The sequence below is a fragment of the Lysinibacillus sp. CTST325 genome (assembly GCF_054665055.1).
Map to the genome: position 1 here is coordinate 1 of NZ_BAAFHO010000021.1, position 21,692 is coordinate 21,692.

Below are 21,692 nucleotides of genomic sequence, written 5' to 3' on the forward strand. Positions count from 1 at the left end.
ATTAGCACTTTCATTTCCATTTAAGTAACGCTCAACTGCTTGTAATTTATCTTCTACAGTATATTTAGCCATAGAAAAACTGCACCTCCAATTGTTAGATGTGTCTAACAATTGGGGTGCAGTTCAGCCATGACAATGTGGTTACGAGTTTTTTATTAATAGAAACTAAACACCCTATTTAGATTAACCAAACTCATAACGTGGGAGTGATTTCCGTTCCTGCTGGCCGCTTTGCCGCTGACGCTTCGCTTTCGCGCAGATAAAACATTTGTTGTTGCTGCCGTTACGCTTTCGCACAGAAAACATCCGCTTCGCTGCAGGGTCTCGGGCCAACATGGTGTTGGTCACGAAGGCGTCATCACAGGACGTGATGCTGTTAGCCCTCGTTCCGCTATTGCTGATCCCCAAGGAGTCGACCAGCCTCCACTCCAATCACCCAATCAATTTTTTGCAATTGTCTTTCTGCTTATATAAGCCTTAGTGCATCCACATTTAGGGCACGATGCTTAAATTATTTTTCAATACCAAAACATAGCATTTACTTGCTCTTTATTTTAAAGCGTATTATAATGAAATTGTAAGTGGGACATAATTTTAAATAGTGGGACGAAAAATAACCCACCGCTATTGAAAAGGGAGTAGATTAATATGTTATCTGTACCTGAGGCACAGCAAAGGCTACTTCCAGAAATGTATCCGCTTCTACAATCGAGATATCGTATTTTGCAAACAGTTCAGCTTATGCAGCCAATTGGGCGTCGTACACTTGCTGATTCACTTAAAATGACTGAACGAGAAATTCGTAAAGAAACGGATATTTTACGTGAGCAAGGGTTATTAGATTCTCAAAAGTCGGGTATGGTATGTACAGACGAAGGTGAACTAGTTATTGATAAGCTTCGAGCACTAGTCTACGAATGGTCTGGCCTTACACAGCTAGCTAAATTACTGAAAAACCATTTTGGCTTACAGCATGTAATTGTTGTTCCAGGTGATTTCAATGAAGACGATACGATATTAACATTGCTTGGAAAAGAGGCAGCACAACAATTTATGTCAACAAGTTTTGACGGTCAAATTGTCGCTGTTACTGGTGGCAAGTCGGTTGCATCACTGGCGCAATTTTTACATCCAGCTGATGCAAACAACATCACATTTGTTGCTGCTCGTGGAGGTATTGGGCATGAAATGCAAATGCAAGCCAATACACTTGTCTCAACATTTGCCATGCAGATGGATGCACAGTATCGCACATTATTTTTACCGGAGCATTTAAGTGAGCAGGCCTATCAAGCAATGTTAACAGAGCCAATGGTAACTGAAATGATGAGTTATTATGATCGTGCAGATTGTGTTATTCATGGTATTGGCTCAGCAGAAGAAATGGCTGTTCGTCGTAATTCATCGCCTGAGGATTTACGAATACTCGAAGAAAAGGGTGCAGTAAGTGAAGCATTTGGTTATTATTTCAATGCAGAAGGCGAAATTGTACATCGAATTCGAACAATCGGTATTCAGTTTGAGCAAGTGCAAAGAAGTAAGCAAGTCATTGCAGTAGCTGCTGGTAAACAAAAAGTGAAGGCAATGCTATCGTACTTTAAGGTAGCACCAAAGCAAACCATTTTTATAACGGATGAGGTAGCCGCAAAAGCTATCGCTGAAGGTTTACCTTCTTTATAAATTACTATGTCACTCAAATTTCAACGAGTGCTACAACACTCTATGAATGAGAATAAAGCCAATTGTGGATATTATAAATGTCCGAGGCAAAATTAATTATTTAAACAATATTGGAGGAATTGACAATGGCATTAAAATTAGCTATTAATGGATTTGGACGTATTGGACGATTAGTATTTCGTGAAGCTATGAAGCACGATGAATTTGAAGTGGTTGCAGTAAATGACCTGACAGATGCAGGTCAGCTTGCACACTTATTAACTTATGATTCAGTACATGGTATCTACGATGCTGATGTTCATGCAGACGGCGATTCTTTCGTAGTAAATGGAAAAAACATTAAAGTTTATGCTGAAAAAGATCCTGCTAATTTACCTTGGGGTGAACTTGGTGTTGATGTAGTACTTGAATGTACAGGTAGATTCCGCTCAATGGAAGAAGTAGGTAAGCATATTCAAGCAGGTGCTAAAAAAGCTATTCTTTCAGCGCCAGCGAAAGGTGAAATGCCAACGTTTGTTATGGGTGTTAACCATGAGGATTACAACCCTGAAACAGATGATGTTATTTCAAATGCTTCTTGTACAACGAACTGTCTAGCGCCAGTTGCAAAAATACTTGATGAAAAATTTGGTATTGAACGCGGTATGATGACGACAATTCACTCATATACAAACGATCAACGTATCCTTGACTTCCCGCACTCTGACCCACGTCGTGCACGTGCTGGTGCAGTGTCAATGATTCCAACAACAACAGGTGCAGCAGTAGCAGTTTCTAAAGTATTACCTCAATTAAAAGGTAAATTAGATGGCTTCTCTATGCGTGTACCGACACCGAACGTTTCATGTGTCGACTTAGTAGTGGAGCTAAAAGCAGAAGTAACGAAAGAATCTATTAATGCTGTATTAAAAGAAGCTTCAGAAAATGAGCTTAAAGGTATTTTAGGATACAACGAACTACCATTAGTTTCAATTGACTACAATGGTAACCATAACTCTTCAACTGTAGATGGTCTTTCTACAATGGTATTAGAAAATAGTATGGTAAAAGTTCTTGCATGGTATGATAACGAAATTGGTTACTCTACTCGTTTAATGGACTTAGCTTTATATATCGCAGAAAAAGGATTAAACACTAAATAAGTGTCATAATTCGATAACTTAAGTAAAAAGTGTGACATAATACTGCTTTTTGCGCACAAAAAGTATAGCCTTTATAATATCTAGAAGATATAATATACAAGGGTAATGGGAGTAAGGGAAATTTACCCTTACTCCTTTTTTATACGTAATATAAGGCGGTCATGTGACTGGTTATGTAATTGCAAGACATAGAACGTGACTTTTGCTACTATAAAAGCAAGTAAAAGGGTACTTCACCATAACGTGGGTTGATTTCCGCTCCGATTAGGTGCTGGATGATATTAGCTGAATAGGCTTGTTAAATAGAATCAATCCTATGTAATGATGGACCAACTATTTTTATCTAATACAGGTAAGTGAATGATGTGACGAGCCAAGATGGGTGAATCCAGGTAATTCACGACTAAAAAACTTTGAAGGGGGTTTCTTCATGTTAAATAAGAAGACGATGAAAGATATTGATGTAAAAGGTAAGCGCGTATTTGTACGTGTTGATTTTAATGTACCGATGGCAGATGGTGCGATTACTGACGAAACACGTATTCGAGCAGCAATTCCTACAATTGACTATTTAATGGAACAAGGTGCCAAAGTAATTTTAGCTTCTCACTTAGGACGTCCAAAGGGTGAAGTAAAAGAGGATATGCGCCTAACTGCAGTCGGTGTACGTTTAGCTGAATTAATGGATAAACCTGTTACCAAATTAGATCAGTCAATTGGTCAAGAGGTAGAAGAAGCGGTTGCAAATATGCAAAATGGTGACATTATTCTTCTTGAAAATGTTCGCTTCCACGCTGGCGAAGAGAAAAATGATCCAGCATTAGCAGAGCAATTTGCAAAATTAGCAGACGTTTATGTCAATGATGCATTTGGTGCAGCACACCGTGCACACGCGTCAACTGAAGGAATTGCTAAGTATGTACCAGCAGTATCTGGTTTCCTTATGCAAAAGGAATTAGATGTGCTAGGTAAAGCATTATCTAACCCAGAGCGTCCATTTACAGCAATTATCGGTGGTGCCAAAGTTAAAGACAAAATTGGTGTGATTGAAAGCTTATTAGAAAAAGTAGACCACCTAATTATCGGTGGTGGCTTATCATTCACATTCATTAAAGCGCAAGGCTATGATATCGGAAAATCTTTATTAGAAGAGGATAAAATCGATTTAGCAAAATCCTTTATTGAAAAAGCAAAGGCAAAAGGCGTGCAATTACATATGCCAATCGATGCCGTTGTCGCAAACGAATTTTCAAAAGATGCTGAAACACAAATTGTCGATGTAGAGGCTATTCCAGCGGACTGGATGGGCTTAGATATTGGTCCGAAAACAGCTGCTAAATATGCAGAAGTTATTAAAAATTCTAAATTAATCATTTGGAATGGACCAATGGGTGTCTTTGAAATGGATAAATTCGCGAATGGTACAAAAACTGTAGCTGACGCTATGGCAACAACAGCTGGTTATACAGTTATTGGTGGCGGGGATTCTGCAGCGGCAGTAGAAAAATTTGCAGTTGCCGATAAAATGGACCATATTTCTACAGGTGGCGGTGCATCACTTGAATTAATGGAAGGGAAAGAACTTCCTGGAATTGTGGCATTAAACGATAAATAAAACATTAACTTCTTTCAGTAGGTGTCTTAACACCCGCTGAAAGAAGTTAAAGCCTCCGGCGGATGTCACGGAATCGGAAAGGAGTTCTTAGGGGATGTTAGCCTAAAATCATCGCATCCATGCGATAACGGCTAACTGACCTGCATCGTGCAGGCCTAAGCACAAAGGCGATTCTGGACGCAATTATGCCGAGGCATAATTGATTTAATGAATAAAAAACATAGGAGGCAAGAATGATGCGTAAACCAATTATTGCAGGTAACTGGAAAATGTATAAAACATTTGAAGAGGCTATACAGTTTGTTGATGCGGTACAGGACAAACTTCCTTCAAATGATAAAGTAGACGCTGTTGTTTGTGCACCAGCACTTTACCTACCTACGCTTGTGCAAGTTGCTAGTGAATCTGAGTTAGCAATTGGTGCACAAACGATGCATTATGAAAACGAAGGTGCATTCACTGGAGAAATTAGTCCAGCTCAGCTAGCAAGTGTGGAAGTAGACTATGTTATTTTAGGACACTCTGAACGACGTGAATATTATAACGAAACAGATGAAGCCATCAATAAAAAGGTTGCTGCAGCACTGGCGCATAATATTGTACCAATTATTTGCTGTGGAGAAACGCTTGAGGAACGTGAAGCGGGGACTACTGAGCAAAAGGTTGCTCATCAAATTACAGCAGCACTTGCTGGATTTGGAGCACAAGAAGTAGAACATATGGTGATCGCCTATGAACCTATTTGGGCAATCGGTACAGGTAAAACAGCTACAGCAGAAGATGCTAACCAAGTATGTGGAGCAATTCGTGCAGTAGTGAAGGAATTATATAATGCTGAAACAGCCAATGCTGTACGTATTCAATACGGCGGTAGCGTAAAACCTGAGAACATTCAGGAATTATTATCAAAAGAGCATATCGATGGCGCTTTAGTCGGTGGAGCAAGTTTACAACCAGAATCATATTTACAATTATTGGAGGCGGCAGCAAATGCCTAAAAAGCCAGTAGCATTAATTATTCTAGATGGCTTTGCATTTCGCGACGAAACTTTCGGAAATGCAGTAGCCCAAGCAAACAAACCAAACTTCGATCGTTTTTGGAATGATTTCCCACATTCAACATTAACGGCAGCTGGTGAAGCGGTGGGGTTACCTGAAGGTCAAATGGGGAACTCTGAAGTAGGACACTTAAATATCGGTGCTGGACGTATTGTTTATCAAAGCTTAACACGCTTAAACAAATCTATTCGTGAAGGAGATTTCTTTACGAATAAAGCATTTTTGGATGCCATAGCACATGCTAAGGTTCATCAATCTAAGCTTCATATTATGGGCTTACTTTCAGATGGTGGCGTACATAGCCATTATGAGCATATGTTTGCACTATTAAAGCTTGCAAAACAACAAGGCTTAGACAAAGTCTTTGTACATGGTTTCTTAGATGGCCGTGATGTTGGACCATCAACAGCTTTAGGCTATATTGAAGAAACTGAAAAACAAATGAAGGACATTGGCGTAGGTCAATTCGCTTCTATTCATGGTCGTTATTATGCAATGGATCGTGATAAACGCTGGGATCGTGTAGCCCTTACGTACAATGTACTAGTAGATGGTGTTGGTCAAACAGCTACCAGCGCAGCAAGTGGCGTAGCTGAATCATATGAGCGTGATGTAACAGATGAGTTTGTTATTCCATTTAGCGTTCAAGAGCATGGAGAAGCAGTGGCAACAATTGACGATAATGACGCTGTTATTTTCTTCAACTTCCGCCCTGACCGTGCAATTCAACTGTCTAAAGTGTTTACAAATAGTGAATTTGATGGCTTCGCTTTATCAGCTAACCAGCCAAAAAATTTAAAATTTGTATCATTCACACATTACAGTGATGAAGTAAATGCTCAAGTTGCGTATGAAAACGATAACTTGAAAAATACGATTGGTGAAGTGTTAGCTTCTAATGGCAAAACACAGCTTCGTATTGCAGAAACAGAAAAGTATCCCCATGTTACATTCTTTATGAGTGGTGGTCGTGAGGAGAAATTTGAAGGGGAAGAGCGTATTTTAATTGCATCTCCAAAAGTTGCAACATACGATTTAAAACCCGAAATGAGTGCTTATGAAGTAACAGAAGCATTACTTGCAGAGATTGCGGCCGATAAATTTGATGGCATTATTCTTAATTTTGCTAACCCTGATATGGTTGGGCATAGCGGAATGTTAGAGCCAACAATCAAGGCCATTGAAACAGTCGATGAATGTCTTGGTAAAGTAGTAGATGCACTCCTAGCAAAAGGTGGCGCAGCTATTATTACAGCTGACCATGGTAACTCTGATGAAGTTCTTACTTTAGAAGGGGCTCCAATGACAGCTCATACAACAAATCCTGTTCCAGTAATTGTGACAAAACCAAATTTAATGTTAAGAAATGGTGGCATTTTAGCCGATTTGGCGCCAACCATGTTAGAATTATTAGAGGTGTCACAACCTTCTGAAATGACAGGTCAATCATTAATTGAAAAAGAGGAGAATTAATTATGCCATTTATTACACAAATTTATGCGCGCGAAGTTTTAGACTCACGTGGGAATCCAACGGTAGAAGTTGAAGTATTTACAGAATCAGGTGCTTTTGGACGCTCAATCGTACCATCAGGTGCATCAACAGGTGAATATGAGGCAGTAGAATTACGCGACGGTGACAAATCTCGTTACCTAGGTAAAGGTGTATTAAAAGCAGTTGAAAATGTAAACACAATTATTGCTCAAGAGCTAGAAGGTAACTACTCAGTTCTTGATCAAGTAGTCATCGACAAAGCTTTAATCGAGCTAGATGGCACAGAAAACAAAGGTAAACTAGGTGCCAACGCCATTCTAGGTGTATCAATGGCAGTTGCACATGCTGCGGCAGATTTCTTAGATGTACCTCTTTATCAATATCTTGGTGGATTTAACTCAAAACAACTACCAGTACCAATGATGAACATCATAAATGGTGGCGCTCACGCTGACAACAACGTAGACATTCAAGAATTCATGGTAATGCCTGTAGGTGCAGAATCATTCCGTCATGCATTACGTATGGGTGCTGAAATCTTCCACAGCTTAAAAGCAGTACTTAAAGCTAAAGGCTATAATACAGCTGTAGGTGACGAAGGTGGTTTCGCACCAAACCTTGGTTCTAACGAAGAAGCCATTACTGTAATTTTAGAAGCAATCGAACAAGCTGGCTATAAACCAGGTGAAGAAGTAAAACTTGCAATGGACGTTGCTTCATCTGAATTATTCAATAAAGAAGATGGCAAATATCACTTAGACGGTGAAGGTGTTGTCAAAACTTCTGAAGAAATGGTTGACTGGTACGAAGAGCTTACAAATAAATACCCAATCATCTCAATTGAAGATGGCTTAGACGAAAACGACTGGGCTGGACACAAATTATTAACAGATCGTATTGGCGCTCGCGTACAATTAGTAGGTGACGATCTATTTGTAACAAATACGAAAAAATTAACAGCTGGTATCGAGCAAGGTGTTGGTAATGCAATCCTTATCAAAGTAAACCAAATCGGTACGTTAACAGAAACATTTGAAGCAATCGAAATGGCAAAACGCGCTGGTTACACAGCAGTTATCTCTCACCGTTCTGGTGAATCTGAAGATGCAACAATTGCTGATATCGCAGTTGCTACAAACGCTGGTCAAATTAAAACAGGTGCTCCATCTCGTACAGACCGCGTAGCTAAATACAACCAACTTCTTCGCATCGAAGATCAACTTGGTTCAACAGCTGAGTACCTTGGTTTAAAATCATTCTATAACTTAAAATAAGCTATTACTAAGTAGCTTTACTAGTATCGCCTCAAAGGTATTTACATACTTTTGAGGCGATTTTTTTGTTGGTGGAACGGGTTTTGAGGGGCAGCTTTTGGCAAAGTGATTGGGTAACCCGGAAACTGCTCGGAAACTAAAAATAAAATACTTATTTTTCAATACATCAACCCCACTCTTCCATAATTTACTGCCTTTATAGATTATTATTCGACAAATATTGTAAAAAGACCTTGCCAAGTTTTAATGGAATAAATGCACTTGTTGAAAACTATGCAAGTGCAATGTTTAGTCCGTTATTATATATTTAATTCAAAACATAAATTACATATAGGGGAAACTAATACTGAAAGGAGAAATACGATGAAAATTTTTGAAACAGAACGACTTAGCCTTCGCTTGCAAACAACAGATGATGCGGATTTTATCCTAGAGCTAGTGAATGATCCTTCATGGTTGCGGTTCATTGGTGATCGCGGTGTGAGAACAGTGGAGGAGGCTTGTGAATATATAGTAAATGGACCAACTCGCATGTATGAGCAATTTGGTTTTTGTCTTTATTTAGTTGAAAGAAAAGAAGATCAAACCCCCATTGGAATTTGTGGTTTAGTTAAAAGAGAGTCGCTAGAAGATGTGGATATTGGCTTCGCTTTTCTGCCTAAGTATTGGGGAAAAGGATACGCCTATGAAGCAGCCTCAGCAACAATGGCATATGGTATAGATATGCTAGGGTTAAATCGTATTGTAGCTATCACAACTCAAGATAATGACGCTTCAGCCAAGCTACTCGAAAAAGTAGGTTTGAAGTTTGAAAGATTAATCCAATTTTCCGATGATGCTGATGAACTTAGACTGTTTTCATTTAACTCCTTTTAGCAAATGTCTTTTGTAACGAAAGCAACAACACACGACTTAGTGACCAACATCGTACTGTTGCCGCTGTCGCTGCGTTAGCACTTCGCTTTCGCGCAAAAAACATTATGGGCCTTAAAGCCTCCGGACGCAATTATGCCGAGGCATAATTGATTAGTCATTTAAAATTATTAAGAAAGCAAAGGTGAGCATGTGAATATTAGAGAAGCAAATGAATTAGATTACCCAGAATTAAGAATAATTTATCTGGAATCGCGGCGTAAAAATTTCCATTGGGCTGCTTTAGAAGAATTGACTTTAGACGATTTTGATAAAGATACTATAGGAGAACATATAATTGTAGCGGAAGAGGGCCATCATATACTTGGATTTGCTTCATTATACTTGCCAGATAACTTCATTCATAATTTATTTATTCATCCAGATTTCTTAGGTAAAGGTGTAGGGGGTCACTTACTAAATGCCTCCATTAAAAAAATGAATAAACCGTTAAGATTAAAATGTGTATCCGAAAATCACAAAGCTTTGAAATTTTATGAGAAGAATGGTTGGAAGAAGGTAAATGAAGAAGGGGATAAGGAAAAATATTGGGTCATGATATATGAATAACGGATAAAGAAGGTAAGGTCATTTGAAGGAGGGAGTAGCGTGAATTTTAATATGAATGAAGCTATTGAAATTCTGGAGCGTACACCGCAAACGTTGGCGTATTTTTTGACCGGATTATCAGATGGTGGCTACAATGCAATGAAGGGGAAGGAACTTGGAATGCACATGAAGTGATAAATCATCTGATTGAGGGAGAGAAGAACAATTGGATACCACGGTTAGCATTTATCCTTAAGGAAGGTGAAGGAAAGGCATTTCCCCCCTTTAATCGATACGCTCATTTACACAAAGAGAATGAAGGTTCTATTAAACAAGCATTATTGGAATTTAAAGAGATTAGAGCTTTAAATATAAACAAGCTTCAGGCTCTTCTTAATCCTGATGTGCATCTAGAATTGAAAGGGGTACCATCCTGATTTTGGTGTGGTGAAGGTAAGGGAATTGCTTTCTACGTGGGTTGTTCATGACTTAACACATATTTCTCAAATTGTTCGAGTAATGGCAGAACGATATACAACAGATGTTGGACCGTGGAATGAATACTTAGGAATATTAAAAAAGAATTGAGGAATGTGGAATTAAGGATACGTTTTTCATTGTTTTCCTTTCCAGGCTACTCACTTTCGCACAAAAACACATCTTATTGCAGTTTCTTTTATCACTATAGATTAGAATGAAACACCAGAAAAAACACGCAAAGAGAAATAGTTGATTGGAGTGGAGACTGGGCGACTCCTTGGGGATTAGCGTCACAGATGAGACCCTGCAGCGAAGCGAAGCGGCTCATCGGACGCCCCCAGGAAAGCGCCCTGTCGGAACGGAAATCAACCCACGTTTTGCCGAAGCCATACTTTAATGAATATATGACACCTTTATTTCATTGACACAATAGTCTTCGAAAATAAGTTCTAAACATTGCATTTGCCATCAAAGATAATCTACAAAAAAAGAGACAGTCTTCAGTGATTAACACTTTAGACTGTCCCTATTAGAACAATGCACTATTATTTCTGTGCCCAATATTTGTCTAGCTCTTGGTCTAGATAGACCCAGCCCTTCCATGCGATATGAATCGTATCCATAATGAAATAAGGATCATAGTCATGGCCAGAGAAATCAACAAATGGAACACCATTATCAGTCAATATCTTGTTCATTTTTTCGTAATATTTTTCACGACGATCAGCAGGATATTCAGTGTAGTCATACCAATGACCATTTACTGGAATAGAGACGAATAGAGGCTTTGCACCAGCATCTTTTAAAATATCAATGACAAGCTGTAAGTCCTCATATTCAGGTGAAGTCGTATAATCTTCGTTTTTGCGCATTCCTTCAAACTTTTTAATATTAGCATTTACAAGACGTTTATAAAATTTATTTTCAATCATTAAATCATTGGAAACACGTTTTTCGCCATATTTTTCGGCATTTTGTAGTTGTTGCTCAAACGTTTGGTCTACAACTAGTTTGTCATTGCTTTTTAACTTACTTCCCTCTCGAGGGAATAGCGAGTAAAACAAATCTTTTTTCTCTAAAAGTGCCTTTTGGACATGGCCGGCCATCATTGCAAGTCGCCCGAGGATTGGTTTTTCCTTACCACCAGATAATTTATATTCATAAATTGTTCTTAGCAGGTCATCGCGGTTGACAGTATCAAATTCAAGCAGCCGTTTCATACCTCGATTTCGAAGATCTTCGTCAATGTCTTTATTATATGCTAAATCATAAGCGTGCAACATCGAATAGTTAGGAGAGAAATGTAATTCATTCATGCCCTTTTTCGTAAACCATTGAGGGGAAATGATGAAAACAATTTTCTTATCCTTTAAATTCTTTTCCTGTGCAGCAAAATTTAAAAAGTGCGTAATAGACTGCATTCCACCACGTCCGACCATAAATGTCGTATACGGAGCATTTGTAGCTCGAGCATAATTATAAGGGTGGAAAGGATCAAAACGATTTAATTCTGAGGAGCCATATAAAGGCATAGCATTAGGCTCCTGTAACATTCGCTCCTGGAAATACATCCCTTGGAACACTAATGGAGACATACTTGTCTTTGCCTGCTCTACATCTTCATCTGAAATCCAAGCTTTTATCCATGAATTAGGGAAGAATATCAAGGCAGCAAAAAGAGCAAAAGCAATTAATAATGATAGAAAGCCTTTCTTAATCATTGTCTTTCAGCTAATTCCGCTGCAATACGATTTGGCGTGTTCCATTCCTCACGGTTGAAATCAGTAATTGGCACTGAGATATTAAAGCGGCTTTCAATTTCCACTAATAAATTAATTGTACCGAATGAATCAAGAAGTCCTTCTTCAAATAAATCAATATCTGGATTTTCTAAAATGATATCGTCCTCGCATAATTCTACTAACATTTCTAAAACTTGTTGTTTATCCATATTATAAATCTCCTTTATTGTTTAGGCTGCGTTATTCATAAAAATATGAACAGAGCCATTAATTAAAATAATGTTCCTGAAAAAATATAGAAACCAAAGCAAATGGCATTAAACGTAATAAATACGCCGATTGCATGAGTCCATTTATTTTTTGGCCAAATCTTACGCTTTTTATTCCAACGTTCAAATTTATCGAAGGATATAATTAACAAGGCATGGTAGAGACCGTAGACAACAAAGTGCAATTCTAATCCGTGCCAAATACCCATTAAAAAGAACAGTAAAAAGAAGCCAAGATAAGAAACTGTATATTTGTTTTTAATCCATTTTTTCTTAGTCATCCAAAGTACGAAGCGCATATAAACATAATCCCTGAACCAGAATGAAAGACTCATATGCCAACGGTTCCAGAAGTCTTTAATATTGCGACTCGTGAATGGACGGTTAAAGTTAATTGGCGTTTGAACACCCATAATGCGACTGACACCAACTGCAAAAGCACTATAACCTGCAAAATCGAAAAATAGATAAAAACTATACATATACATATACGCTATTTGCCCTTGAAAAGGTGTCAAATAGTTATAAGTTTGATTTGGTAAATAAATAAGTGTGTAATTGTATATTAAATAAGCCAAAATAAATTTATATAAAAAGCCTACAAAAATACAATTAATCCCACTTAACAGCAGCTTTTGATAGTCTTGACTAGATGGCACTGTGTGCAAATCTTTATAAAAGCGTCTCCAACGATCAATAGGTCCCGAAGTTATTGTTGGGAAGAACAGTAAGAAATAAGCAAGCTCAACTACTGAAATTTTATCCTTAATTAAGCCATCACGTGTTTCTAAAATCATTTGTACCGATTTAAAGGTAATATAGGATACCCCTAAAAATCCAAATAAATTATGAAGGCCAAGCATAGGCAGAACCTTCACAAGTACAAGTGGCAAAATGGACAGCAGTACAGCAATTACGAATACGGGCGTGCTATTCTTCTGTGAGCGATATTTTTGGTAAACGACAATTAATAATAACTGAAATACTGTAAATAGTATAAGAGAAATTGAGCCATGCGGGGAGTTACCAAAAATAATAGCTAACACGACAATCGAAATAAAGATATTATAGCGTTTAGCTGATATCCCACGTAGTCCTAAAATAATGGTTGGCACTAATAAAATACCAATGATGATGAAAAAAAATATATTTCCATAAGCCGTCATACTGTTTCCATAACCGCCAATCCTTTACGATCAACTTTACCGTTAGTATTTAAAGGTAAAGTGTCAATGTATTTGAACGTTTTCGGAATCATATAAGATGGTAAATACTCCGCTAACAATGTTTTAAGCTGCTTCGTCATTTTGAAGGCAGAGTCTGTCAATGGTTCTCGTAGAACAACAAATGCACTTAGTGAAACAATTTCATCATCTTTTGAAATAGGTATAACAACACAGCTAGAAACAAGTGGGAGATTGCCAATTTGCTTTTCAATTTCCTCGATTTCTAAACGATAACCGTGTAGTTTTACTTGGAAATCTTTTCGGCCAGAAAAGAATAGATAGCCATCTTTTTCATAACCAACGTCCCCGGTTTTATAAATACGCTGATCCCCTATTGTAGGAAACGCCTTAAGTGTTAAATCAGGTGCCCCAAGATAACCTGCACTTACAGTCGGTCCAGAAATAATAATCTCGCCATCTTCTTGCAAGGATAGATTAGGCTCAGATAGAGGAGCGATTGGTAATTGGTCAAATTGCTCTAAAAGCTCCTTTGTTACTTCTACATAAGATACGGCAACGGTTGTTTCTGTAGGACCGTATAAGTTAAAAATAGAAGCTTGTGGGAAGCGCTGCATTAATTCTTTCGATACGGATACTGGTAAAACCTCTCCGCAAAATAAAAACGTATTTAAAGAAGGCATTAACGCCTGATCCCATTCTTTGTTCATTAAACATATCTTCGCAAAGGAAGGTGTAGACGTCCAAACGCGAATATCAGATGAAGCTAATGACTCAAATAACGCTTTTGGATTAGCAATTTGCTCTTGCTTAATAGCGTAAAGTGTTTGCCCACTAACGAGTGCAGGATATAAATCCATCACAGATAAATCAAAGGAATAAGGCGCTTGATTTAGAAACACACCAGACTCCTGTAATGGGAAATGTTCATGCATCCAAGCAACAAAATGTGCTAAATTATCGGCTGTAATTTGAACACCTTTTGGCTTTCCAGTAGAACCAGATGTGTAAATAATATAATGAATTTCTTGATCTTTAACCCATGTTGAAGGCTCTGTCGAAATGCTAGTAGCTTGTGCCACTAAATCACTTACTTCCACTACAGGGACTGATTGATTTAAGCTTAATTCTTCAGTTTTTAGTAGTAAACAAGCCTGAGAAGCTTCTATTATAATTTGTAACCTTTCAGACGGTGTAGAAGAATCAACCGGTACATATGGATGACCTGCCTTTACAGCTCCTAAAAAGGCAACGATTTGTAAAGGGGACATATGCCCGTAGACGACGATCGGTTGTTGTCTTTTTAAATCAAGAGCCATTAAATATTGTGCTACACAATCAGAAAGATGCCAAAGCTCACCATACGTTAAGGAATCACTATTGGTTTGATATGCAGTTTTATGTGGATGCTGTTGTGCCACTTTTTGAATAGCCTCTAAAATACTTAACATAGTTTATATCTCCTTTTCTTAAAATTCCGTATATATAAATGGTCCTGCGTTCATATCATGGAAACCATGGATGAGAAACAAGAGCACTAAAATGATGAAGTAAAATAACGTAAAGCCTATAAAACGTAAAACCTCATTATTTTTAATGGATTGCATATGTCCACCTCCGATTAAAAATGAAAAAAGATTATAACTTTGTAAATATATAAATAAATAGATATTTTTTCAAGTTTTTTCTAAAAATTAATTTTACACCCTAATAATTTTTAACACTGTTTTGACGGATTGTAGATAAAAATGTTGCTAAATTCCTTGATATTCATAAAATCATAAGATTAATTTAAGGTAAAATTAAGGTTTCGGAAAACTTAACTAAAATGAAGGAAAGAAAATGACTTTATTTCACCCATAACTTGAATTTTACTAAAATTACAATCACCTTTATTATCGCTGTTTTTCCGCTTCATTGGTACTTAAAAAATCCTTAAATTTCGATATAGGGCATTCGAAACAATCCATTTTTTCGTTACATTAAGCATAATAAATGAAAGTAAAATCAAAGTAAATCCTACGGAAAATATTGGTATAAAATGTGGTTAGATGTAAAAGGAGATAACCCAAATGGAAGCTGCAAAAATGTTAAGCAGATGATGAAAGTGGTAATCTTTCGAGGACTGTTGCAAAAACAAATTTGAAAAAAGAAAAGTGCAACCATCAAGTTAAACATCTCAACTTATGATAGCACTCTTATTTTTATCCCACTTTAACGAATACAAGAAACCTACAGCAGTGATCCATAACTACTCGTAAAAGCCCTTATTTGATTACATTTAAAACTTTTTTAGAAACATAAAATTCAGTACCGTTGTAGACATTGATAGTGTCAAAGGTATGTGTTTTTGCTGTCTTGTCTTGTTCGTATATTAAAATGTTCTTATTAACTGGGATTGTTACGGTTACATTATTTTTCTGTGCTATAAATTTAGGATTTTCTTTATCAGCTAAGTCTATTTTAGATGTATATCCTTTTTCTGTAAACGCTTTTGTTGCTGGTATATATAAATCATCTGTCAGCTTATTTAAATCGAAGCCCATAAACTTTGCCATCGCATGTGCTAAATCTGTGTTTTCTACAAGACCTGTAATTTTAGATGGTCCGAATGAGTATAAGAACACATCATCACCAGTATGCCCACCGGTTGTAAAGCCAATATTAGCACGGTTGGCAAGCATTTTTACCATTTCTTCTCCGGGGTCTTTAGCTAATTGTAATGTTGCAAGCTCGTCCGCAGATAAATCATCTAATCCATAAAGTGCAGCGACTTCTACAATATTTGATTTATCTTCTTTTAATTGGCTTAGCGCACCTTCAACTGTCATTTTAGCTTTCTTTAGAGGATCGATATAGGCAGAAACAGGTGTGTTGGAATAAGTACTTGTCGTGTTAGCATTACCCATTGTAATCCCACTATTGCCGTGGTCTGTAACAGCTATGACCATAGTATTGCCATCTTCTTTTGCAAAATCAATCGCTTCCTTAACTGCAGCATCAAACGATAAAATATCGCTAATCATGCCAATTGTGTCATTGGCATGAGCCGCCCAATCCACTTTACTGCCTTCTACAAATAAGAAGAAACCATCATCATCCTTTTTGAGCGTATCAATAGCTTTACTAGTCATCTCAGCAAGAGTTGGCTCAGATGCTTTTGTTTTGGCACGATCAAAATCGTAGGCAAGAGCACTTGGAGCAAAGCTTCCCCAAATTTTTGACGATTTACTATTTAGAAGCTCATTTCGCGTTTTCACGATGTCATAATTTTTTTCTTTAAGGACATCCACTAAATTCTCGCCATCTTTTCGAGCATTTTTAGTTGTGCCGGGTGCCAAAGACTCAAAGCCACCACCTAATACGACATCAATGTTTTGATAAACTTGCTGCTCAGCGATGTTATCATATTGGCTTCTATTATTAACATGTGCAGAAAAGCCTGCTGGTGTGGCATGCTGAATTTCCGAAGTAGAAATCAGTCCAGTCGCCTTGCCCTTTTGTTTAGCTCCTTCTAAAACATTAGCTACAGGTCTAAAAGCATCCTCTTTGGCAATTTGCTTAAGCCCTGGTGAATTAATAACAGACGGTAACACACCCACAAATTTATCATTTGATTTATGGCCAGTTGCTAACGCAGTAGCGGCAGGAGCTGAATCAGTAATGGCCGAATCGGCAGAGTATGTACGCACGCCCCCTGATAAAATTTCATCCATCGCTAAACTTTGACCTTTATACCAACGAGAAAGTGTAACGGCATTATTACTACTACCATCCATCACGAGCATAATCACATTTGTTGGCTTCTTTACTTGAGCAGCTTGTACTTGCGGTTGAGCGATACTAATCGACGATAAAGCAATTGCACTTGCTAACAACAATGAACTCCATTTTTTTGAGTGTTTCATGACTTTCCTCCTTAAGATCAATTCACAAGTAAGTGTAAAGGAAGGTTGTAAAGCTACGATGAATTAATTGTTATGATATTGTGGGGATATTGTTAAATTTGGTGTATATAACCAATGTGTGGGGGTGATTTCCGTTCCGACTGGGCACTTTCCTCCAGGCTCATCTGTGAACCTAACCCCTAAAGAGTCGCCCAGCCTTCACGAAAACTAACAACTGAATGTGAAAATAGAATCTGACTTACTATCTAATGATTGATGGAAGCATTGGTTATAAATTTTGTGAATATTTTTCACCGTCAATGGTTTCGTATAACAAAACCCCTTTATCATCAATGAACAAGTTTAGAACCTCTTCCTCTAATAATACTTCTTCTGAGCCATCGTTTATAAATATTTTTGTTAAAAAGCCGGCATTATCATAATCACTGCAATAAATCGCATCTTCAGCAGCAGCCAGGTAATAGCAGGATGTTTCTGTAACTTGTCTATTTTGTTTTGTTGCTAAATCATAGGCGTATAACATGCTATCAGTCATGCTATTATAATAAATAACATTGCCAACAGTATCTGCGTACCACATATCATGCATAAAATCATACGCATTGCTTGTAGCCTCAAAATAGTTATCTTTTGCCCATATATGATCTTCACTTAGTTTCTCGTCATTCACTAAAAAATATGCGTAGGAAATAGCATATGGTTCATCAGGATTAACATCATTCCAAGTCGTATCAACATGATACCAATCACCATTAACACTTACTAAATTCCATGCATGAAGCTGATTATCACTATAGCCATATACATATTTAGCATCAAGACCGGCCGCCAAAAATAAACGGTAGGCTAATAGTGCATAAGCTTGGCAAACACCAGTTTCTTTACTAACTAATTCATAAACAGATTGACCTTCTGAAGCATCTTCACCAGAATAAGTGGCTAGTTGTACTACAAAGTCATTTACGGCTTTAGCACGATGAAAATCATCCATGTCATTTGTAATATACTTATTTGCAAAATTCTCTACATAAGCATCTACTTTCTTTTCCTTCTTGGCATCTGTTAAATATGTAAAATCAAACTCTACCTCGTAACCATTATCTATTTCCCATGCTTCCCAATTGTAATTTTTGACGTATCCTGCTGTATAAGGATTTACGAAATTAATTATGTTATAAATATCATTTAGTTGTTTTTCAAATGCATCCCAATCTAATTTTCCTTTATAAACTATAGTAAAGTTTGTATCAAATTTTGTTATTTGCTTCTCAACTTTTTTTGAAAATTGAAGCAAAGCAGGATCTTGCTTAAATATTGTCGTTGAAAAAAGGTCTTCCGCAGCAAATTCAACTGATTGAGCTTTACTAGTAGGCTCCTTAAGGTCCACAGAAGTCTCTTCTCCGGAATCAGGTTCCTCGGGTACTAATATTTCGACGGCCTTAATAGCAGCTGAGCAAGCGCTAAGCATGCTTAAAATAATAAGTAAAAAAATCAGCAATATACTCTTTTTCATAATTCCTCCCATTATCATTACATTTTTAACTCATCACTAAAACATGAGGTTGATTCAGAGCTTTCCTAGGGACGTTCGATAAGCCGCTTGGGACAACAGATGTCTTTTATGTAAAAGCGAATCGTCGGCAACAGATGTTTTTTTGTGTGTAAGCGTAGCGGCAGCATGGTGTTTTGTCTGTGCGAAAGCGAAGCAACAGCAGCAAATGTTTTCTGTGCGAAAGCATAGTGCAACGTAGCGGCAGCAGCAAATGTTTTCTGCGCGAAAGCGTAGTGCAACTTAGCGGCAGCAGCAGGATGTTAGTTACGAAAGTGTTATCACAGGACGTGATGCTCTTAACCTTCGTTCCTCTTTCAGCAGGGTGTTTTCTGTGTCGCTAATCCCCAAGGAGTAATCTAACCTCCACGCCAATCAACTCATGCGAATGGCATTTTTTTGAAATTTTAGTGATGACTATACTTTTAACTATTATAGGATAATGTGATAGCAAGATGGTATGCTGATTTTTTAGAAAAACTAACTAACGGAGGGAGAAAGAGGATATTTATTAATCTCAGTTTGTCAAGAGAACCTTTTTTTGTTATAATATATTATGTTGTGATGTTCGAAGTTCGGGAGGTGCAGTGAATGCATACAGTAGTATTAGTTTCATTAGTTATCGTTTCAGTAGCGTTGATCGTTGTAGTATTACTTCAATCTAGTAAAAGTGCAGGCTTGTCAGGTGCCATCTCGGGTGGAGCTGAACAACTATTTGGAAAGCAAAAAGCACGCGGAATGGATTTAATCCTTCACCGTGCAACAATTGTGTTAGCAATATTATTCTTTATTTTAGCACTCGCTATTACAAAAATCTAATAGTTGAAGATATATCGCCTAACCTTTATTGGTTGGGCGTTTTCTTTTATGGTACTAATTATTTGGATGCCAATACATAGTTAGTTCAGAAGTGAATACCTGCGGAAGGCAGTGAGATACCCGCGAAAGCGGAGTGAATACCCGGGGAAGGCAGGTAAATACTCGCGGAAGCGAAGCGAATATCCGCGGAAGGCAGGTAAATACTCGCGGAAGCGGAGTGAATACCCGAGGAAGGCAGAGAAATACTCGCGAAAGCGGAGTGAATACACGCGCCGGGATAGTGAAATGCACGCGCGGGATAGTGAAATACTCGCGGAAGAGAAGCGAATACCCGGGGAAGGCAGGGAAATACCCGCGGAAGCGGAATGAATACCCGCGGAAGGTAGTGAAATATCCGCGGAAGCGAAGCGATACCCGCGGAAGGCAGAGAAATACTCGTGAAAGCGGAGTGAATACCCGCGCCGGGATAGTGAAATATTCGCGGAAGCAGAGTGAATACCCGCGCGGGACAGTGAAATACTCGCGGAAGCGAAGCGAATACCCGCGGAAGACAGTGGAATACCCGCGGAAGGTAGTGAAATACCCGCGGAAGCGAAGCGAATACCCGCGGAAGGTAGTGAAATATCCGCGGAAGCGAAGCGATACCCGCGGAAGGCAGAGAAATACTCGCGAAAGCGGAGTGAATACACGCGCCGGGATAGTGAAATATTCGCGGAAGCGGAGTGAATACACGTGCCGGGATAGTGAAATATTCGCGGAAGCAGAGTGAATACACGCGCGCGGGACAGTGAAATACTCGCGGAAGCGAAGCGAATACCCGCGGAAGGCAGAGAAATACCCGCGGAAGCGAAGTGAATACCTGCGGAAGGCAGTGAGATACCCGCGAAAGCGGAGTGAATACCCGGGGAAGGCAGGTAAATACTCGCGGAAGCGAAGCGAATACCCGCGAATCGCAAAATGACGGGTGGAAAAGGTAAAGTGGTGGATAGAATCCTTAAATTCGTGGGTAGAAGAGCCAAAATGATGGATAGAATCCCCGAATTCGTGGATAGAAGAGCCAAAATGCCGGATAGAATCTAAAATTGCCAGAAAGACCATCAAAATGCTGAAAAAAACTATCAAATTAACCGATAAAACCTCATAAAAGATGTAACAATCGCCAAAACTTTTGAGGAAGCTTCAGTATGGCTATAATGGTTATAGTATATGTATTTGGATGAAGGAGAGCTCGCAATGAAAAAATCGTTATCACAGCCTTTTTTCTTTCAGGCAGGACCTAGAGCAGTTTTGTTATTGCATGGGTTTACGGGAAGCTCGGCGGATGTGCGGATGCTTGGTAGATTTTTAGAGAAAAAAGGGTATACTACATTAGCACCTCATTATAAAGGTCACGGTGTGGAACCTGAGGAACTTATTACAACAGGTCCTGCTGATTGGTGGCAGGATGTCGTAGCCGCGTACAAACAGCTGCAGGATGCGGGCTATGAGGAGATTGCTGTTGCTGGCTTGTCATTGGGTGGTGTGATGGCTTTAAATGTTGCGCTGAATAACCCAGTGAAAGGTATTGTGACAATGTGTTCTCCTATGACGATGCGTACAACAGATGTTATGTTTCAAGGTGTTCTAAAATATGCGAGGGACTATAAAAAGTTCCAAGGTAAAGACGAGGAGCAAATTGAGGCTGAGGTTGCGTTGATTGCTGAAAAGGGCATGCCATCTCTACAGGAGTTGCGAGAGTTTATTGCTCGGACACGTCAAGAGATTGACATGATTTATGCACCAATTTTTGTCGTGCAGGCGACAAATGATGAGGTAATTGAGACAGAATCTGCCAACATTATATATAATCAAACTGAGTCACTTGAAAAACAGATCAAGTGGTATGAAAACTCAAAACATGTTATTACATTAGATCAAGAAAAAGATCAGTTACATGAAGATATTTATCGCTTTTTAGAAAGCTTAAATTGGGCACAATAAAAATATAATTAGGATTTTCTCATGAAGGAGGGAAAT

General features: G+C 38.3%; 20 protein-coding genes and 1 pseudogene. 14 read left to right on the forward strand and 7 right to left on the reverse strand.

Translation table 11 applies throughout. From position 1 onward, the window contains the following. Nucleotides 1-231: 231 nt before the first annotated feature. The 10 genes and pseudogenes from ACYQ73_RS26280 (at nucleotide 232) to ACYQ73_RS26325 (ending at nucleotide 10,313) form a co-directional block, all read left to right on the forward strand. A complete protein-coding gene (locus ACYQ73_RS26280; protein WP_460015157.1) occupies nucleotides 232-474 on the forward strand; it encodes a hypothetical protein in 243 nt (80 codons plus the stop codon). 174 nt (nucleotides 475-648) lie between these two features. Then, nucleotides 649-1,680, forward strand: a complete 1,032-nt coding sequence (locus ACYQ73_RS26285) for a sugar-binding transcriptional regulator (RefSeq protein WP_460015158.1) — start codon at nucleotides 649-651, stop codon at nucleotides 1,678-1,680. 125 nt (nucleotides 1,681-1,805) lie between these two features. Next, complete coding sequence (gene gap / locus ACYQ73_RS26290) at nucleotides 1,806-2,822, forward strand: type I glyceraldehyde-3-phosphate dehydrogenase (RefSeq protein ID WP_460015159.1); 1,017 nt, start codon at nucleotides 1,806-1,808, stop codon at nucleotides 2,820-2,822. A 430-nt stretch (nucleotides 2,823-3,252) separates the two neighbouring features. Beyond that, a complete protein-coding gene (locus ACYQ73_RS26295) occupies nucleotides 3,253-4,437 on the forward strand; it encodes a phosphoglycerate kinase (RefSeq protein WP_460015160.1) in 1,185 nt (394 codons plus the stop codon). 236 nt (nucleotides 4,438-4,673) lie between these two features. Continuing rightward, a complete protein-coding gene (gene tpiA, locus ACYQ73_RS26300; RefSeq protein ID WP_460015161.1) occupies nucleotides 4,674-5,435 on the forward strand; it encodes a triose-phosphate isomerase in 762 nt (253 codons plus the stop codon). Then, on the forward strand, nucleotides 5,428-6,969 hold the full coding sequence (gpmI, locus tag ACYQ73_RS26305; RefSeq protein WP_460015162.1) for a 2,3-bisphosphoglycerate-independent phosphoglycerate mutase: 1,542 nt from the start codon (nucleotides 5,428-5,430) through the stop codon (nucleotides 6,967-6,969). The genes tpiA and gpmI overlap by 8 nt, the downstream gene beginning before the upstream one ends. Nucleotides 6,970-6,971: 2 nt before the next feature. Continuing rightward, entirely contained in the window at nucleotides 6,972-8,264 is a 1,293-nt protein-coding gene (eno, locus tag ACYQ73_RS26310; protein WP_460015163.1) for a phosphopyruvate hydratase, read from the forward strand. Nucleotides 8,265-8,627: 363 nt separating this feature from the next. After that, entirely contained in the window at nucleotides 8,628-9,140 is a 513-nt protein-coding gene (locus ACYQ73_RS26315) for a GNAT family N-acetyltransferase (protein WP_460015164.1), read from the forward strand. A 189-nt stretch (nucleotides 9,141-9,329) separates the two neighbouring features. Next, on the forward strand, nucleotides 9,330-9,746 hold the full coding sequence (locus ACYQ73_RS26320) for an N-acetyltransferase family protein (protein ID WP_460015165.1): 417 nt from the start codon (nucleotides 9,330-9,332) through the stop codon (nucleotides 9,744-9,746). A gap of 39 nt (nucleotides 9,747-9,785) precedes the next feature. Next, nucleotides 9,786-10,313, forward strand: a pseudogene (locus ACYQ73_RS26325) (DinB family protein). Nucleotides 10,314-10,750: 437 nt separating this feature from the next. On the opposite strand, the gene dltD reads toward ACYQ73_RS26325, so the two are convergent. From dltD to ACYQ73_RS26360, 7 genes are all read right to left on the reverse strand, one after another. Beyond that, nucleotides 10,751-11,926: a D-alanyl-lipoteichoic acid biosynthesis protein DltD gene (gene dltD, locus ACYQ73_RS26330; RefSeq protein WP_460015166.1), complete on the reverse strand. Its 1,176-nt coding sequence runs from the start codon at nucleotides 11,924-11,926 to the stop codon at nucleotides 10,751-10,753. Next, the gene (gene dltC, locus ACYQ73_RS26335) at nucleotides 11,923-12,156 is read right to left on the reverse strand and encodes a D-alanine--poly(phosphoribitol) ligase subunit 2 (RefSeq protein ID WP_053485840.1); all 234 of its coding nucleotides are present in this window, start codon (nucleotides 12,154-12,156) and stop codon (nucleotides 11,923-11,925) included. Before dltC ends, dltD begins: the two co-directional genes overlap by 4 nt. A 62-nt stretch (nucleotides 12,157-12,218) precedes the next feature. After that, complete coding sequence (dltB, locus tag ACYQ73_RS26340) at nucleotides 12,219-13,382, reverse strand: D-alanyl-lipoteichoic acid biosynthesis protein DltB (RefSeq protein ID WP_460015167.1); 1,164 nt, start codon at nucleotides 13,380-13,382, stop codon at nucleotides 12,219-12,221. Further along, nucleotides 13,379-14,851, reverse strand: a complete 1,473-nt coding sequence (gene dltA / locus ACYQ73_RS26345) for a D-alanine--poly(phosphoribitol) ligase subunit DltA (protein WP_460015168.1) — start codon at nucleotides 14,849-14,851, stop codon at nucleotides 13,379-13,381. Before dltA ends, dltB begins: the two co-directional genes overlap by 4 nt. An 18-nt stretch (nucleotides 14,852-14,869) precedes the next feature. After that, nucleotides 14,870-15,007, reverse strand: a complete 138-nt coding sequence (locus ACYQ73_RS26350) for a teichoic acid D-Ala incorporation-associated protein DltX (RefSeq protein ID WP_049669007.1) — start codon at nucleotides 15,005-15,007, stop codon at nucleotides 14,870-14,872. Nucleotides 15,008-15,667: 660 nt separating this feature from the next. Further along, a complete protein-coding gene (locus ACYQ73_RS26355) occupies nucleotides 15,668-17,308 on the reverse strand; it encodes an alkaline phosphatase (RefSeq protein WP_460015169.1) in 1,641 nt (546 codons plus the stop codon). Between the two features lie 268 nt (nucleotides 17,309-17,576). Continuing rightward, complete coding sequence (locus ACYQ73_RS26360) at nucleotides 17,577-18,821, reverse strand: transglutaminase domain-containing protein (RefSeq protein ID WP_460015170.1); 1,245 nt, start codon at nucleotides 18,819-18,821, stop codon at nucleotides 17,577-17,579. Between the two features lie 627 nt (nucleotides 18,822-19,448). On the opposite strand from ACYQ73_RS26360, the gene secG reads away from it, so the two are divergent. The 4 genes from secG (at nucleotide 19,449) to ACYQ73_RS26380 (ending at nucleotide 21,656) form a co-directional block, all read left to right on the forward strand. Continuing rightward, nucleotides 19,449-19,676 carry a preprotein translocase subunit SecG gene (gene secG / locus ACYQ73_RS26365; RefSeq protein WP_460015171.1) on the forward strand — a complete coding sequence of 76 codons (228 nt, stop codon included), beginning with the start codon at nucleotides 19,449-19,451 and terminating at the stop codon, nucleotides 19,674-19,676. 301 nt (nucleotides 19,677-19,977) lie between these two features. After that, the gene (locus tag ACYQ73_RS26370) at nucleotides 19,978-20,445 is read left to right on the forward strand and encodes a hypothetical protein (RefSeq protein ID WP_460015172.1); all 468 of its coding nucleotides are present in this window, start codon (nucleotides 19,978-19,980) and stop codon (nucleotides 20,443-20,445) included. A gap of 18 nt (nucleotides 20,446-20,463) precedes the next feature. Beyond that, the gene (locus tag ACYQ73_RS26375; protein ID WP_460015173.1) at nucleotides 20,464-20,637 is read left to right on the forward strand and encodes a hypothetical protein; all 174 of its coding nucleotides are present in this window, start codon (nucleotides 20,464-20,466) and stop codon (nucleotides 20,635-20,637) included. Between the two features lie 272 nt (nucleotides 20,638-20,909). After that, entirely contained in the window at nucleotides 20,910-21,656 is a 747-nt protein-coding gene (locus tag ACYQ73_RS26380; RefSeq protein ID WP_134022635.1) for an alpha/beta hydrolase, read from the forward strand. Nucleotides 21,657-21,692 lie beyond the last annotated feature (36 nt).

What these genes read in the sequence shown, in the direction of transcription:
- ACYQ73_RS26355 (WP_460015169.1), bottom strand. Translation starts at nt 17,308, where the DNA reads ATGAAACACTCAAAAAAATGGAGTTCATTGTTGTTAGCAAGTGCAATT.
- ACYQ73_RS26315 (WP_460015164.1), top strand. Translation starts at nt 8,628, where the DNA reads ATGAAAATTTTTGAAACAGAACGACTTAGCCTTCGCTTGCAAACAACA.
- tpiA (WP_460015161.1), top strand. Translation starts at nt 4,674, where the DNA reads ATGCGTAAACCAATTATTGCAGGTAACTGGAAAATGTATAAAACATTT.
- ACYQ73_RS26285 (WP_460015158.1), top strand. Translation starts at nt 649, where the DNA reads ATGTTATCTGTACCTGAGGCACAGCAAAGGCTACTTCCAGAAATGTAT.
- ACYQ73_RS26380 (WP_134022635.1), top strand. Translation starts at nt 20,910, where the DNA reads ATGAAAAAATCGTTATCACAGCCTTTTTTCTTTCAGGCAGGACCTAGA.
- dltD (WP_460015166.1), bottom strand. Translation starts at nt 11,926, where the DNA reads ATGATTAAGAAAGGCTTTCTATCATTATTAATTGCTTTTGCTCTTTTT.
- ACYQ73_RS26350 (WP_049669007.1), bottom strand. Translation starts at nt 15,007, where the DNA reads ATGCAATCCATTAAAAATAATGAGGTTTTACGTTTTATAGGCTTTACG.
- ACYQ73_RS26295 (WP_460015160.1), top strand. Translation starts at nt 3,253, where the DNA reads ATGTTAAATAAGAAGACGATGAAAGATATTGATGTAAAAGGTAAGCGC.
- secG (WP_460015171.1), top strand. Translation starts at nt 19,449, where the DNA reads ATGCATACAGTAGTATTAGTTTCATTAGTTATCGTTTCAGTAGCGTTG.
- dltC (WP_053485840.1), bottom strand. Translation starts at nt 12,156, where the DNA reads ATGGATAAACAACAAGTTTTAGAAATGTTAGTAGAATTATGCGAGGAC.
- gpmI (WP_460015162.1), top strand. Translation starts at nt 5,428, where the DNA reads ATGCCTAAAAAGCCAGTAGCATTAATTATTCTAGATGGCTTTGCATTT.
- eno (WP_460015163.1), top strand. Translation starts at nt 6,972, where the DNA reads ATGCCATTTATTACACAAATTTATGCGCGCGAAGTTTTAGACTCACGT.
- gap (WP_460015159.1), top strand. Translation starts at nt 1,806, where the DNA reads ATGGCATTAAAATTAGCTATTAATGGATTTGGACGTATTGGACGATTA.
- dltB (WP_460015167.1), bottom strand. Translation starts at nt 13,382, where the DNA reads ATGACGGCTTATGGAAATATATTTTTTTTCATCATCATTGGTATTTTA.
- dltA (WP_460015168.1), bottom strand. Translation starts at nt 14,851, where the DNA reads ATGTTAAGTATTTTAGAGGCTATTCAAAAAGTGGCACAACAGCATCCA.
- ACYQ73_RS26360 (WP_460015170.1), bottom strand. Translation starts at nt 18,821, where the DNA reads ATGAAAAAGAGTATATTGCTGATTTTTTTACTTATTATTTTAAGCATG.